The organism is Streptomyces sp. JLSY215, from assembly GCF_059682825.1.
Window position 1 is genome coordinate 5,380,243 of record NZ_CM185022.1, and the last position, 14,981, is coordinate 5,395,223.

The window sequence follows — 14,981 nt, forward strand, 5'->3', positions numbered from 1 at the left end:
GTGCCCAACTCGGCGTCCGGGAACGGTGATTGCCACGGCTCGCGGGGTGAGGGATGCGGGCCGCGCCGGCTCCCTCACCGTGGGGCGCTATAACGTGCCGGTCCGACAGGCGTTCGGCAATCTGGGGAGTCGGCGTGATCTTCGCCTTGATCGTGGTCCCGGTCCTCGGGCTGTTCTTCGGCGTGCACCGCTATCTGTGGTGCCGGCTGGTCCGCGATACCACCGCGCCCGGCGGCCGGGCGCGCCGCGCGGGCACCGCCGCGGCCTTCGCCCTCCCGCTGGTCGCCCTCGGCGCGCTGCTCGCCGGGCGGCTCGGCGCACCGTTCCTGCTGCAGCAGGTGCTGGCCTGGCCGGGCTATCTGTGGCTGGCGCTGGTGCTCTATCTGGTGCCGGCACTGCTGGTGGGGGAGGCCGTACGGGCCGTGTGGCTGTCGGTGTGGCCGCGGCTGACCGGGGCGCCGCGGTCCGCGCCGACCACGATCGCCCCTGACACGCCTGACACGCCTGACACGCCTGACACGCCTGACACGCCTGACGCGCCCGATCCCGCACCGCCCCGCACCGCCCCCTCCACACCCACCCTGCTCCCTCCCCGCACGCCCGCCCTGCCGCCGCTTCCCACGCCGCCCCGCCGGCTCTTCGTCGCGCGGGCGGTGGCGGCCGGCGCGTCCCTCGCCGCCGTCGCCACCGTCGGATACGGCACCGCGACGACCCTGCGCGGCCCCCGGGTGAAGCGCGTCACCGTCCCGCTGGCCAAACTGCCGCGCAGCGCACACGGCTTCCGCATCGCCGTCGTCAGCGATATCCACCTGGGCCCGGTCCTCGGCCGCGCCCACACCCGGCGCATCGTCGACACGATCAACCGGACGGGCCCGGACCTGGTGGCCATCGTCGGCGACCTGGTGGACGGCAGCGTCCCCGACCTCGGACCGGCCGCCGAGCCGCTGCGCGCGCTGGAATCCCGTTACGGGTCGTACTTCGTCACGGGAAATCACGAGTATTACTCGGGTGCCGCGCAATGGGTCGATCATGTAAGGGAATTGGGCGTCCATCCGCTGGAGAATGCGCGCACCGAACTTCCCGGTTTCGGTCTCGCCGGGATCAATGACCTGGCAGGCGAGAGCGAGCACGCCGGACCGGACTACGGCCGGGCCCTCGGCGGCCGGGACACGGCCCGCGCTGTCGTCCTGCTGGCACATCAGCCCGTCACCATCCACGACACCGCCCGGCACGGCGTGGATCTGCAGCTCTCCGGCCACACCCACGGCGGCCAGATGTGGCCCGTCACCTACCTCGCCGCGGCCACCAATCCCACCGTCGCGGGCCTGGCGCGCTACGGCGACACCCAGCTGTACGTCACCCGCGGCGCGGGCGCCTGGGGCCCGCCGGTGAGGGTGGGTGCGCCGCCGGACGTCACCGTCGTGCAACTGGCCGCGACGCAGGCGTAGAAGAGGCCCGGAGCGAGCCTTCCGGCGCGCCGTGTGAAGGGTTGACAGCACCCCGGACGGGTATTGGATAACAGCCTGTCGACAAACCCGGTCGCAATATCCCCCCAATCGGACAGATCGCGACTTACGATCTTGCTATCGCGGCGGCCAACTCCGTATTCTTTATTGACTTTACGCTGCCCATACCTTGGCCCCGCTCTTGACGCGGCGGCCGGGCGGCGTGACGGGGGCAGGCGCGACGCGCAGGTAACGGGGAGAGTGGTCATGGGCGAGCAATTCAAGGTCGACCTCGACGAGCTGGACAGTGTCGTACGGAGGCTTCGGCACCTTCAGGGCGATATGAACGAAACCAACCAGAATGTGGAGTACGGAACGAACATCCCGAAGTCGGCCTTCGGGGTCAATTTCCAGGAGGCGGAGGAGCTCTCCCGCGCTCATGACCACATGCAGGGGTACCTGAAGGACGTCGTCAAGGCGCTCACCCACCTCACCAGCAAATTCGGGGACAAGACAGAGGCGAGCCGTGGGGCCTACGAGGATCAGGATCACGAGACCAAGGCCACGATGAACGGCTGATCCTCCGCAGCGGTGCAGGGACGAGAACGAGAGTCATGACAACGAGAGTCATGATGATGAAGGGGGGCCGGTGTGGCCGGCGGCGCGCAGGAGTACCACGACTCTCAGGAATACGCGAAGCGTCATCGGGAGGAGGTGCAGAAGCAGGAGCAGAAGGACCGGGAAAACAAGCTGAACTCGTTCAAGGGTGAGCCCTTGACCCCGCACTCCGATTCTGACTTCCATCACCACGGCATCGACGCGCTCCGGAAGATGATCGAGAACGCCAACCCCGAGACGCTTGAGACCGCCGGTGATCACTGGCGTAAGTCCGCCGACCTGCTCGGTGGGGAGGACGGGCAGGGCGGTATCCGTAAGAAGTTCCTGGATGCCGTCGACCATGCGTCGGCGCATTGGGAAGGCACGGCGGCCGAGGCGTTCCGCAAGGAAGCCCTCAAGGTGCTCGACAAGATCGACAGGACGTACCGGCATGCCCGGAAGACCGAGACGAAGTTGATCGGTTCGCGCCAGTCGGGGCCGCAATCCAGCATCTCGTACAACCTTCGCCAGGCCAAGACGGCCATGTCGAAGATCCACGACCCGGGCAAGTGGGACCGGTTCACGGACGAGAGCGGCGACGACTCGCAGTTCAAACGGGACATGGCGAACCCGAAGATGGACGCTCGCCAGGCGCTGGAGCTCAACCGGGACAAGCTCTCCCTGACCAAGGAGCGCCAGGTCGAGGCGGTCATCGTGATGGATGAGCTGGCGGCTCACTACAAGGCGCACGGGAAGGGGTTGCAGGACATCCCCGAGGACGGCGGCCTCCACGGCGACTGGCCGACGGAGCCCTCCGACCACCCGCATCCGCGCCCGGTGCGCATGCCCAATCCGGCCGATCGGTATCACCCGGATCCCTCATCGATCACACCGCACCAGTCCAACCTCGTGGGCGGCGGATCGGGCCATGTCGGTTTCGACGGTTCCCACACCGGCCGACCGCATCTGCCGGTGCACACCGGCCTCGACGGCGTTGCGGGCGGCCAAATGACTCCGCCCCCGATGGCCGGCGACTACGGCGGCGGTGCGCAGTACAGCGGACCCGGCGTTATCGGCGGGCAGGGCGGTGGCGCCAACGGCGCGATGCCGCCGGGGCCCTTCGGAATGCCTGGCGGCCGTATGGGCCCGGGTGGCTCCCGCATGAGCCCCGGTGGCGGTCGCGGCGCGGGGGGTATGCGCAGCGGCATGCCGGGCATGGGCGGCGGCGTGGGCGGTGCCAAGGGCGACGGTAAGACGGGCGCGGTCGGACGCAGCGGTGCGCAGGCGCGTACTCGCGGCGGCGTGGTCGGCAAGCCGGGCGGTCCCGGGGGAGGCACCAAGCAGGGCGGCTCGGCTCTGCATCGCAGCCGTGGCGGCAAGCAGGCGGGCATGGCTGGCGCTCCCGGAGCCAAGGGCAAGGACAACCAGGAGAAGGAGCGCGGCCAGCGTCCCGACTACCTGGTGGAGGAAGAAGAGACGTGGACTCCGCAACGTAATGTGGCGCCCCGCGTCATCGAGTAGCCGGACGACATCGTCGTACGGCGGCAGGTGAGAACCAGCCCCGCACCGAAGGTGCGGGGCTTTTCCTCGAATGGAACACTGCCGTGCGGACAGCACTGCGAGAAGGAGCCAAGGCATGAGGGTCACCCGAACACTGCGCGCGACGGTGGGTGCCGCACTGACCGGCGCGTTGCTGCTTGCCGCGAGCGGTACCGCCTCCGCGGATCAAGCGCGTAAGCACCTGTGGCCGTTGCAGGCGTTCGGGGCCGATCAGCTCTGGAAGGAGGCCACCGGGAAGGGTGTGACGGTGGCCGTGATCGACAGTGGCTTCCGGGAGACCCACCAAGACCTCAAGGGCCAGTTCCTGCCGGAACCGGAATTCGGTAAGGCGGCCGAGGCCGAGGGCGCGAAGAACCTCGATGAGGGTGAAAAGGACATTCGCGACCATGGTACCTCCATGGCCTCGCTCATCGCGGGACACGGGCACGGTCCTGGCGGATCAGAAGGCATCAAGGGGCTGGCCCCCGATGCCAAGATCCTTCCGATCCCGGCGTACGGCAAGGGCGCCCAAGCCACTCGCTGGGCCGTGGATCACGGCGCCGACGTCATCAACATGTCCTACGGCGGTGCGGGGCAGGGCGGCGATGAGTGTGACTCCATCAACTACGCCCTCTCGAAGGGCGTCGTGGTCGTAGCCGCAGTGGGCAACGAGGCGTTGACCGACCGGAGTTATCCGGTGCACTGCCCCGGCGTGATCGGCGTCGGTGCGGTTGACCAGTACGGCGAGTCGGCCGAGTTCAACAACTACAACTCCGACACCGATCTGCTCGCGCCCGGGGTGCACATCCCGGCCGCGGCCGGCACGAGCGACACGGGCTACCGATACGCGCAAGGCAGCTCGCAGGCCACCGCCTACGTCTCCGCCGCAGTCGCCCTCCTCAAGGAGAAGTTCCCCGACCTCACCCCGGGCCAGATCGCCAACCGCCTGGTGAAGACGGCTGGCCTGGCCCAGGACGAGAAGGCCAAGCATCTCAAGCTGCCGGACGTCCGCTACGGCTACGGCTACATCCAGCCCGGCCCCGCGCTCCGCAAGGACATCCCAGCGGGCCCGAAGGAGGGCCCGCTGCCGATGCCGAAGAAGAAGGCGTCTGCCCAGCTGGACGTCGGGGAGAGCGATCCCAACCCGCCGGCGGGCGGCAAGGAAATCCTCAACAAGGCCCTGCTCTACGGCGGCATTGGCGCCGGTGTCCTGCTGGTCATTGCGGCCGTCGTCGCCTTCGTCCTCGTGTCCCGTCGCCGCAGGAACACCGGCGGTCAGAACTGGGGCTGAGGCGGCGGCCTCGGCTGAAGGGCGCGATACGCAGGGTAACCTTGATCAATCAGTTGACAGCGCGAGGGGAATCCGGGTATGGGGGACCACTTCAAGGCGGATGTGGATCAATTGGGGCAATTCCTCAAAGCGCTTGAGGGTTGCGTCAAGGAGCTCAACGAGGCCAGGACGGCGCTTTCGCATGTCCGTGCCGACCAGATAGGCACGGACGAGCTCGACGAAGCGTGTGACGGTTTCCAGGAACGCTGGAAATACGGGTCTGAACAGACCAAGAAGATGGTCGACGCCATCAGCAAGGGCGTGAAGGCCAACAAGCAGAGCTACGAAGAGGTCGAAGAAGCCTTGGAGAAGACGCTCAAGGCGATCGCGAGCAAAGCGACGAGCGGTCACGGGGGTTCGAAGTAATGGCCACGAATCCTTATTTGCACCTCGGCTGGAACCCCGTCCCCGGCGTGCCGGGTGAGGTCGGTGCACTGCAGCGCAAGGTCACCTCGGCGGCAACGGCTCTGCGCAGTTGCCACAGCCAGCTCGAAAAGCTGATCGGAGAGAGCAGCTACTGGCAGGGAGACGCGGCCGATGCGTTCCGGGAAGCGATCGACGGCGAGTTGCCGACGTACATCAAGAATGCCGCCCGCTCGCTGGAGAAGGCGTCGTCCCAGCTGAAGATCTGGGACGACCATCTGTCGGCCAATCGTGATCTGGCACAGAAGTACGACGATGCGGCCGGTGAGAAGAAGTCGGCGGCGGAGAAGGCCAAGGCTCATCACGCCCAGGCTGAGCAGCACCCGGACCTCAAGCTCGCCGGCCAGGAATTCCCCTCACAGGCGGAGGCGGACGCGGCCACGGAACGGCTCAGGGCCGCCGAACGCAGCCTGAACGAGGCAACTACCCAGCTGAACCACGCCAATCAGGCGTACAGCGACGTCATCACCAAGGCGCACACCCTGGAAACCACGCATGGTGACCAGGCGCGCACGGTGGCCAAGGAGTTGGACGGTGCCACCGACAAATTGGCGCCGAAGGAGCCCGGCTGGCTGAGCAAGGCCGTCGATGCGATCTGGGACGGGATCAAGGCAGTTGCCGGGTTCCTCTACGAGCATGCGGGAACCATCGGCGCCATCGCGGGGATGCTGGCCCTCTTCCCCACTCCGCTCACTCCGCTCTTCGCGGGCATCGCAGTGGTGGCAAGCGCCGCCTCGATGACCAAGAACCTCTCCGATCCCAAGTTCAGAGATGCGTTGATGTTCAAAGGGAGCGGCATGGAGATCTTCTCCGCGTATGCCTCCATGGCCGGCGATGCCGTTGGCATGATCCCAGGGGGATCTGCGTTGGCTGCCGCAGGGCGAGAAGTCGGCGAGGGCGTGAGTTTGGCCGGCCGGTTGGGTGTGGGCGTGTCGAATGCCGAAAAGGGGGCCGCATTCTTCAAGGAAATAGTCCCGGCCTTCAAAACGCAGGCTGTCAGCGAGGTCTCCGATGCCTGGCGGGCGGCTCGTGAAACCGCCAGTGGCTCCGCCAAGATGATGGGGGCCATCAGCGCCGGTGGATTGAACGTCGGCGCAAACGTGATGTCGTCCATGGAGAGCCTGGGAGTTCTTCCGGAGGAAGGGGCGGGCCACAACACCGCGGAGAGCACCAAGGCCGCTGCCACAGCCCACGACATCGCAGGCTTGTTCGGCTGGTTGTGAGGCGCGTTGACATGGTCCCTGAAAGGTGGATGCGGCAGTGACTGATCTCTGGACAGAGCCGATGAGTGGTCCGGCACCGGCCTACTGGTACGGACTTCCGCACGGCTATTTGCCGTTGGACCTCGACCCTCCGGTCGAACAGCTCATGGCATTGGTGAACCACATACTCGGGTTGCCTGAGGAGGCCAGGGGACAGGCAGAACGGGTGCTCCGGTTCTATGCCGGCGTGGTGACGGCGCTGAATTCCCACAACGTCCAGGGCTGTGCCATCGGTCTGCACCCGGATGACGAGGGCGGTTTCGCCTCTTCCGTTCTGACGTTTTCCACCGTGGCCGCTCAGGGCGTGAATGCGACCCTGGCACTGGCCGATATGGCGGTGGCGGCCGCCGAGGACCCGGACAAGGACGTCCAGCCTCTGGAGCTGCCGTGTGGTACAGGCTTCCTGGCCGTCGAGACCCGACGCACGGTCACGCCGGGCACGCCCCCGGAAGAGGACGGAAGTCTTCACGAGGAACCCGTCTGGCAGGGCACGATCGCGGTAACCGGCCCAGGTACCTCCGACATCGTCGTGGTACAGCTGGTCACGCCTGCTCTGGAACTGGCCGACGAATACCGTGATGTGCTGCTGGGTGTCGGGCACGCGGTGTCGTTCACCGACCCGTCGCCTGCTGAAGAGGCGAACGGGGCCGAAGGTACGGGCCCGGGCACAGCGGCCGACACGACTAAGAACCCGTTCGGTTAGCCGTAGCCGACCCAGAAGGAGAGTGTTATGGCGTACGACCCGCAGGATTCGGCACCACCCGAGGCTCCTGACGTGGCGCAGATCTTGAGGGCCAATTATCGTTCCCTGGCCATCTTCATTGCCCTGCATCTGCTGATCGCCGCTGTTCTTGTGGCAATCCCGGTAACGCTGAATCGCCTGCTGGGACTGAATTCCTTCTTTGTCACGCTGTGCATACCGGCCGGCCTGTTCGTGTTGATCTCCATGCTGTACCGCTTGGCGTACGGGATCCGCGTGGTTCAGTGCGCGCGAGTGCTCCGCGGCTATCCGCTGGAATTCCACCCCCGGGTGGTCAGGAAGCGGGAGCGATGGACCCGGTACGGCGACGTCCTCGAGGTCCGTGTGACGACGCGCGGGCAGCACGGGGCGCCGTTGATGCTGGCGGTCAACGCGGCCGGACGCCGCCGGTGGCCGGAGGGCACGGAAGAGGGGGCATGGGTTGCGGGTGACCTGCCCTTCGGCGGCGTCCTGGTGCTGCCCGGAAGCAAGTCGATGCTGTTCATGAAGCCGGCGGACTGGGACAAGACCGCCCGGCGACGTGAAGAGGCCGACGCCGGGCGCATCGCACAGGCGCAGCAGGCCGGACTCACGAAGCGGACCAAGAGCGCCCTGATGATGCGGCGGGGTGCTTGAGCGCCTGCGGTGTGCCGTGGGCGGTGGGCAGCCGCCGCCCGGCCTGGTGAGGCAGGGCGGGCGGCGGACTCCGCCTCGGCGCGGTCGGAAACGGCTCCCGGTCAGGGGTCAGGGGTTCTGGAAGGTGACCTCGGGGTTGGCCGCCGACGGCCCGTCCAGCAGCGGCTGGTGGATGCCGCGCAGCTGCTGATCGAAGAAGGCGCCCACATAATCGCGGGTTATCTCGCCGGACCGCTTGCCGGAGAGCGGGGCCTCGGGGTCGCTCATCCCGACCTGGGCGCCCAGGACCGGCAGGTCGATGAAGGTGAAGTGGCCGGCATCGGCGACGGTCAGCCAGCGCTTCCAGCCGTCCAGCTTCTTCCAGTACTCCGGCCAGCTGGCGTCCTGGGAATCGGGCGAATGACCGGCCTTGGTGCCGAGCATCAGGAACGGGCGACCGCCCAGGGCGGGGCCGGAGGCACCGGAGAAGAAGGTGCCGTCCATGTTCACCCCGGCACGGACCCGCTGGTCACCGGCCATGGCGGTGGCCGCGCTGTTGCCCCCGATGGAGTGCCCGGCCGCCCCGATCCGCCGGGCATCGATCAGGTGGGAGAACTTCCGGGCGGGAGCGCCCTCCCGGCCGCCACGGCGGCCCGTCAACTGGTCGATGACGAAGGAAATATCGGCCGCCCGGCCGTCCGCGACCTTCGCCATCAGCTTCCTCGACGCCTCGTCCGTCGGCGCGCTCTCCACCGTGTCGCAGGCGACGCAGGTGAGGGTGCGACCGCCGGGGAAGGCCGTACCGAAGGATTCGTAGGCATGGTCAACGACGGCCACCACATAGCCGCGGGAGGACAGATCCTCCGCGAGCAGGGTGAGGGTGGCGCGGTTGAGGCTGAAGCCCGGGGAGAGCACCACCAGGGGGTGTCTGCCCTCCGAAGGGCGGGCGGCGGTACGGGCGTTGGTGCGGGTGCCGGAGAGGACCTCGGGCGGGAAGTTCTTGGCCGGCTTCTGCTTTTCGAGGAGGAGCCGGGCCTCTTCGGTGGTCATATAGGGCGCGGTCGCGCCACCGCCGCCGGCGACGGCCGGGTAGTACATCGACACCATCAGCTCGCGTGCCCCGGCGGACGGCACCCACGGATCCCGGCGCGAGGTGTCGACCATGTGCAGGGTGTCGCGCCCTATGGCGTAGGGGCCGGTGGGGCGGGGGAGTTCGAGCTGTACGGACGAAGGGGCGGCGGCCGAAGCGGGGGCCGCGGTCGCGGGGGCCGGCGGCGCCGCGAAGACCGTGCCCGCCGCGACGACCGGCAGCGGCAGCGCGAGAGCAAGAGCGGTCAAAACGGCTGCACTACGGCGAATTCGTTTCATGAGGCGAGCGTACGGACGGGCGATCACGCCCGGTACCGACGAAAGTCATGAGTTGTCGGTGACGGTCTCAGGGTTGGCCGACGAGGGGTGGCCGGGCGCGGCCCGGCTCCCGGCCGGGAGAAGGAACTCGCTCAGCACATCCGTCACTTCCCGCACCAGCGGCCGCAGGACGCGAAAGCGCGAGGCGGCGATGGCGCGGGCGACCAGCGGAGAGGTGCGCTCGACCAGGGCCCGGCTGCGGGCGCAGTGCTCGGAGCGGTCGTGCACCCAGTAGAGGACCAAGCCCATCTGCTGCAGCCACAGCAACCGGGGCAGCTGCTCGGCGAGTTCGGGATCCGCCTTGATGTCGGCGCCCTCCAGGAGGCGACGGTGCAGATCGATGACGGCCTCGCGGGGGCCCTCGGACTCGTCGGAGAACGGGCTGAGCGGGCTGGCCGGGTCCGCGGCGTTCTTGAAGAACTGGGCGGCGAACTCGTGGTACGGCTCGGCGATGTCCAGCCAGGCCAGCAGCACCCCGCGCAGCCGCCGCGCCAGCCCGGTCTCCTGCGCGAGAACGCCCTGGACGGCGGCCGCGTGCTCCTCGGCCATCTGGTCGTAGAAGCCCTGGACCAGATGCTCCTTGGAGGCGAAGTAGTAGTACGCGTTGCCGACGGAGACCCCGGCCTCCTGGGCGATGGCCCGCATGGTGGTCTTGTCGTAACCGCGCTCCCGGAAGAGGCGCAGCGCGGTCTGCAGGATCAGCCGCCGGGTCTGTTCGCTCTTGCTGCCGCTGCCGCTGCCGCTGCCGCTGCCGCTGCCGCTGCCGCTGCCGCTGCCGCTGCCGCTGCCGCTGCCGCTGCCGCTGCCCGCCGGCCTCCCGGAGCCCCCCGCCCTCGGCGCCCGCCCACCGCTCGTCGTCGCATCGTCCACGCAGACGACCCTAATCGGGAGCCGGACCGGACGTCACAGGCGGTGCCGGGCGAGGAACTCCGCGATCAGCCCGTGCCACTCCTCGGGGCGCTCGACCATCGGCAGATGCCCGGTGGCGATCTCGGCGTACTCGGCGCCGGGGATGTGGTCGGCCAGGTAACGGGACAGGGAGGGGTGGATGAGGGGGTCGTGGGTCGTGGCGATGACCAGGGTGGGGACGGCGATGCCGGGGAGATCGGCGGTGGTGTCCAGGACGCGGACGAGCGCGGCCTGTTCGGCGGAGCCGCGGGGCGGCCGCGCCGGGTCCGGGTCCAGTGCGGCCCGCAGCGCCTCCGGGGACAGCGCATCGAGGTACTCCGGGGCCAGGCAGGCGAGCGTCCCCGCCTGCGCGAAAGCGGCGTGGTCGCCGCGCTCCAGGAGGCCCAGCCACAGATCGACCCAGAGGGACGCGCGGGCGTCGGCCTTGGCGAGTCCGGCCGTCAGAACGAGACCGCGCACCCGCTCGGGGTACCGGGCGGCGGCCCGTACGGACACCGCCGTACCCAGCGAGTAGCCGATCAGAGTGAAGGTCTCCAGCCCGTTGGCGGTGGCCTCGGCGACCAGGGCATCGGCCAGGCCGTCCAGGGACAGCGGGCCGGTGGCGCGCGGGGTGTCGCCCGAGCCCGGGTAGTCGGGGGCCACGACACGGTGGCCGGACTCCGCCAGTACGGGGATCAGCTGCCCGTAATTCGAGGCGATGCTGCCGGTCGCGCCGTGGGCCAGGAGGATGCCGGGGCCGGTGGGCGCGCCGGTGACGGTGGTGGACAGGGGCGGGAGGGAAGCTGCCGGAGTCGCCGGAGCGGGAATCCGCGGGGCCGTGGACATGTCGGTCATGACGAAGAGCGTGCCGCTTGACACCGGTGTGAAGGTCAAGTCGGCCCAGGGAGAACTGAGTCACAGCGGGAGCCGGGGGAACGCGGGGCACCGGGACGGCACCGCACGCGGATCGGCGAGCCGCAGCCCTGCGCCCAGGGCGGGCCGGGCCCGATCCCGTGCGCGTTCTCCGCCGGCGCGCCGGAGCGACAGATGCCTCAACTGGACGCGAGAATACGCGAGTTGGCCCGGCGCTGGACCGCACTCACCGCGTATGCGCAGGTCATGCGGCAGCGGCGGGCACAGGACGAGGCGCCGGCCATGACGGCGCTCCGGTCGGTCTGACCGGCCGCCCCGGAATTCTCGTCCCACCCTCCCCACGCCGCCCGCGTGTCCCGCTTGCGGCAGACGGCCCGCCGACGGATCCTCGTGTGCACGCTGCCGGGGGAGGCGGCGTCCCCGGCCGCCAATGGTGACTGCCGGGGGTCATCGACACCGGGGGATGACGTGCTCCGAGTGCACTTCACCGCGCAGGATCTGGCCCGTACGAGCGTGGCCGAGGGCGCCGATCCACTGTGGGAGACCATGCTGAGCCTGCATGCGCTGCGCGAGAGCCGGGCCGAGCCCGCGCTCGCCGCCTGGCGCCGGCACGCGGTGCGGCACGGCCCGGGACCGCTGCGCACCCTGTTCCCGCTGGTCCCGCAGCACGGCTACTTCCCGGACTTCCTCACCCCGCCCGCCGCCTCGGACGGCGTCGAGCCGGGCCTGGAGGCCGTGATGAGCACCCCGCGGACGCGGCTGCGCACCGAGCTGGCCGTACTGGCCGGACAGCGGGCGCTGCCGGCCTGGACCCGGGACATCGCCGCGGGCGAACCGGCCGCGCTGCGCCATCTGGCCCGCAGCCTGCGCACGTACCACCACCGCGCCATCGCTCCGGGCTGGCCGGCGATCACCGAACGGGTCGGCCGGGACCGGGCGTTGCGGCGGCATGCGCTGAGCGAGGCGGGTGCGGAGGCGATGCTGCGGACGTTCGGGCCGGCGATGCGCTGGCGGCCACCGGTGCTGGAGGTCGACTATCCGGTGGAGCGGGAACTGCACCTGGAGGGGCGGGGGCTGGTCTTCGTCCCGTCGTACTTCTGCCGGGACGATCCGGTGGCGCTCGCGGACGACACGCTGGAGCCGGTGCTGGTCTATCCGGCGGCGGGGGACGGAACGACAACCCCCGGGAACGCCGAAGGGCCTCGCTTCCTTTCATGGAAGCGAGGCCCTTTCCCGCTCATACAGCAACCGTCAATCGAGGAACCCGTACGGCGGGCAGCCACCTCCGCGAGAGCGGATGTGGTGTAGCCGCAAGGTCAGAACCGCCGCGTGATCAGCGCGCGCTTCACTTCCTGGATGGCCTTGGTGACCTCGATACCGCGCGGGCAGGCGTCCGTGCAGTTGAAGGTCGTGCGGCAGCGCCAGACGCCGTCCTTGTCGTTGAGGATCTCGAGACGCTGCTCGCCACCCTCGTCACGGCTGTCAAAGATGAAGCGGTGCGCGTTGACGATCGCCGCCGGGCCGAAGTACTGGCCGTCGTTCCAGAACACCGGGCACGAGGACGTGCACGCGGCGCACAGGATGCACTTGGTGGTGTCGTCGAAGCGCTCGCGGTCCTCGGCGGACTGCCGGCGCTCACGGGTCGGCTCGTTGCCGGTCGTGATCAGGAACGGCATCACGTCCCGGTACGCCTGGAAGAAGGGCTCCATGTCGACGACAAGGTCCTTCAGCACCGTCAGGCCCTTGATGGCCTCGATGGTGATCGGCTTCTCGGGGTTGATGTCCTTGATCAGCGTCTTGCAGGCGAGGCGGTTCTTGCCGTTGATGCGCATGGCGTCGGAACCGCAGATGCCGTGGGCGCAGGAACGCCGGAAGGTCAGCGAACCGTCCTGGTCCCACTTGATCTTGTGGAGGGCGTCCAGGACGCGCTCCTTGGGGTCGATCTCCAGCTGGAAGTCCTGCCAGCTGGCGTCCTCCGAGATCTCCGGGTTGAACCGGCGGATCCGGAAGGTGACCGTGATCAGGTGGGACGCGCCGTCCTCGGCCGCATCCAGCGCCGCGGAGTGCTTGTCGATGGTCGGGGTGCTCATCAGTACTTACGCTCCATCGGCTGGTAGCGGGTCTGCACGACCGGCTTGTAGTCGAGGCGGATCGACTCCGTGCCGTCTGCGCCCACCTCGCGGTACGCCATGGTGTGCCGCATGAAGTTGACGTCGTCGCGGTTGGGGTAGTCCTCGCGGTAGTGACCGCCGCGGGACTCCTTGCGGGCGAGCGCGGACACGGCCATGACCTCGGCCAGGTCGAGCAGGTTGCCCAGCTCGATGGCCTCCAGCAGGTCGGTGTTGAAGCGCTTGCCCTTGTCCTGGATGGACACGTTCAGGTACCGCTCGCGCAGCTCGGCGATCTTCTCGACGGCCGTCTTGATCGTCTGCTCGGTGCGGAACACCATCACGTTGGCGTCCATGCACTCCTGGAGCTCCTTGCGCAGCTCCGCCACCCGCTCGTTGCCGGTGGAGGTGCGCAGCCGCTCCACCTGCTCGACGACGAGCTTCGCCGGGTCCTCGGGCAGCTCGACGAAGTCGGCGTCCGCGGAGTACTCGGCGGCGGCGATGCCGGCCCGGCGCCCGAAGACGTTGATGTCCAGGAGCGAGTTGGTGCCCAGGCGGTTGGCGCCGTGCACGGAGACACAGGCGACCTCGCCGGCGGCGTACAGGCCCGGCACGACAGTGGTGTTGTCGGCCAGCACCTCGCCCTCGACGTTGGTCGGGATGCCGCCCATGGCGTAGTGCGCGGTCGGCTGGATCGGGATCGGGTCCGTGTAGGGCTCGATACCGAGGTAGGTCCGCGCGAACTCGGTGATGTCCGGGAGCTTGGCGTCCAGCTGCTCCGGCGGCAGGTGCGTGAGGTCGAGGTAGACGTGGTCGCCCTCGGGACCGCAGCCGCGGCCCTCGCGGATCTCCGTGTAGATGGAGCGCGAGACGACGTCACGCGAGGCGAGGTCCTTCATGACGGGCGCGTACTTCTCCATGAAGCGCTCGCCGTCCTTGTTGCGAAGGATGCCGCCCTCGCCGCGCGCACCCTCGGTCAGGAGGATGCCCATGCGCCAGATGCCCGTCGGGTGGAACTGGAAGAACTCCATGTCCTCCAGCGGCAGCCCGCGACGGTAGGCGGCCGCCTGGCCGTCACCGGTCAGGGTGTGCGCGTTGGAGGTCACCTTGAAGAACTTGCCGGTGCCGCCGGACGCGAAGATGATCGCCTTCGCCTGGAAGACGTGGATCTCGCCGGTGGCCAGCTCGTACGCGACGACGCCCGCGGACTTCTTCACCCCGTCGACGTCCTGGAGCAGCAGGTCCAGCACGTAGAACTCGTTGAAGAACTCCACGCCCTCCTTGACGCAGTTCTGGTACAGCGTCTGGAGGATCATGTGGCCGGTGCGGTCCGAGGCGTAGCAGGACCGGCGGACCGGGGCCTCACCGTGGTTACGGGAGTGACCGCCGAAGCGGCGCTGGTCGATCGTGCCGTCCGGCGTGCGGTTGAACGGCAGGCCCATCTTCTCGAGGTCGAGGACCGAGTCGATGGCCTCCTTCGCGAGGATCTCGGCGGCGTCCTGGTCGACCAGGTAGTCGCCGCCCTTGATCGTGTCGAAGGTGTGCCACTCCCAGTTGTCCTCCTCGACGTTCGCGAGGGCGGCGGCCATGCCGCCCTGTGCGGCGCCGGTGTGGGAGCGGGTCGGGTAGAGCTTCGTCAGGACCGCGGTGCGGCTGCGCTTGGTCGACTCGATGGCCGCGCGCATGCCCGCGCCGCCGGCGCCGACGATGACGGTGTCGTACTTGTGGATCTTCATGATTCTCGCAGCCCCGTGC

General features: G+C 68.8%; 14 protein-coding genes. 9 read left to right on the top strand and 5 right to left on the bottom strand.

The annotated features are described in order from the left end of the window. Positions 1-134: 134 nt before the first annotated feature. From AC5677_RS24180 to AC5677_RS24215, 8 genes are all read left to right on the top strand, one after another. On the top strand, positions 135-1,448 hold the full coding sequence (locus tag AC5677_RS24180) for a metallophosphoesterase (RefSeq protein WP_497190019.1): 1,314 nt from the start codon (positions 135-137) through the stop codon (positions 1,446-1,448). A 264-nt stretch (positions 1,449-1,712) separates the two neighbouring features. After that, entirely contained in the window at positions 1,713-2,024 is a 312-nt protein-coding gene (locus AC5677_RS24185) for a hypothetical protein (RefSeq protein WP_497190020.1), read from the top strand. Positions 2,025-2,096: 72 nt separating this feature from the next. Continuing rightward, positions 2,097-3,563 carry a hypothetical protein gene (locus tag AC5677_RS24190; RefSeq protein ID WP_497190021.1) on the top strand — a complete coding sequence of 489 codons (1,467 nt, stop codon included), beginning with the start codon at positions 2,097-2,099 and terminating at the stop codon, positions 3,561-3,563. Between the two features lie 115 nt (positions 3,564-3,678). Then, complete coding sequence (locus tag AC5677_RS24195; protein ID WP_497190022.1) at positions 3,679-4,872, top strand: S8 family serine peptidase; 1,194 nt, start codon at positions 3,679-3,681, stop codon at positions 4,870-4,872. Between the two features lie 78 nt (positions 4,873-4,950). Continuing rightward, positions 4,951-5,277: a DUF6317 family protein gene (locus tag AC5677_RS24200; protein ID WP_497190023.1), complete on the top strand. Its 327-nt coding sequence runs from the start codon at positions 4,951-4,953 to the stop codon at positions 5,275-5,277. Beyond that, positions 5,277-6,557, top strand: a complete 1,281-nt coding sequence (locus AC5677_RS24205; protein ID WP_497190024.1) for a putative T7SS-secreted protein — start codon at positions 5,277-5,279, stop codon at positions 6,555-6,557. Before AC5677_RS24200 ends, AC5677_RS24205 begins: the two co-directional genes overlap by 1 nt. A gap of 37 nt (positions 6,558-6,594) precedes the next feature. Further along, positions 6,595-7,299, top strand: coding sequence for a hypothetical protein (locus AC5677_RS24210; protein ID WP_497190025.1), 705 nt, complete (start codon positions 6,595-6,597; stop codon positions 7,297-7,299). 27 nt (positions 7,300-7,326) lie between these two features. Further along, positions 7,327-7,971 (top strand): hypothetical protein, encoded by a 645-nt coding sequence (locus AC5677_RS24215; RefSeq protein ID WP_497190026.1) that lies wholly within the window; start codon positions 7,327-7,329, stop codon positions 7,969-7,971. A gap of 108 nt (positions 7,972-8,079) precedes the next feature. On the opposite strand, the gene AC5677_RS24220 is transcribed toward AC5677_RS24215, so the two are convergent. From AC5677_RS24220 to AC5677_RS24230, 3 genes are read right to left on the bottom strand one after another with little or no spacing between them, the layout of a single operon-like run. After that, positions 8,080-9,318, bottom strand: coding sequence for an alpha/beta hydrolase family protein (locus AC5677_RS24220; RefSeq protein WP_497190027.1), 1,239 nt, complete (start codon positions 9,316-9,318; stop codon positions 8,080-8,082). Positions 9,319-9,363: 45 nt separating this feature from the next. After that, the gene (locus tag AC5677_RS24225; RefSeq protein ID WP_497190028.1) at positions 9,364-10,227 is read right to left on the bottom strand and encodes a TetR/AcrR family transcriptional regulator; all 864 of its coding nucleotides are present in this window, start codon (positions 10,225-10,227) and stop codon (positions 9,364-9,366) included. A gap of 33 nt (positions 10,228-10,260) precedes the next feature. Continuing rightward, positions 10,261-11,091, bottom strand: coding sequence for an alpha/beta fold hydrolase (locus AC5677_RS24230; protein WP_497196735.1), 831 nt, complete (start codon positions 11,089-11,091; stop codon positions 10,261-10,263). Between the two features lie 504 nt (positions 11,092-11,595). On the opposite strand from AC5677_RS24230, the gene AC5677_RS24235 reads away from it, so the two are divergent. After that, on the top strand, positions 11,596-12,426 hold the full coding sequence (locus tag AC5677_RS24235) for a hypothetical protein (protein ID WP_497190029.1): 831 nt from the start codon (positions 11,596-11,598) through the stop codon (positions 12,424-12,426). 8 nt (positions 12,427-12,434) lie between these two features. On the opposite strand, the gene AC5677_RS24240 is transcribed toward AC5677_RS24235, so the two are convergent. Beyond that, a complete protein-coding gene (locus AC5677_RS24240; protein ID WP_497190030.1) occupies positions 12,435-13,208 on the bottom strand; it encodes a succinate dehydrogenase iron-sulfur subunit in 774 nt (257 codons plus the stop codon). Then, positions 13,208-14,962, bottom strand: coding sequence for a succinate dehydrogenase flavoprotein subunit (gene sdhA, locus AC5677_RS24245; protein WP_497190031.1), 1,755 nt, complete (start codon positions 14,960-14,962; stop codon positions 13,208-13,210). The genes AC5677_RS24240 and sdhA overlap by 1 nt, the downstream gene beginning before the upstream one ends. Positions 14,963-14,981: the final 19 nt, after the last annotated feature.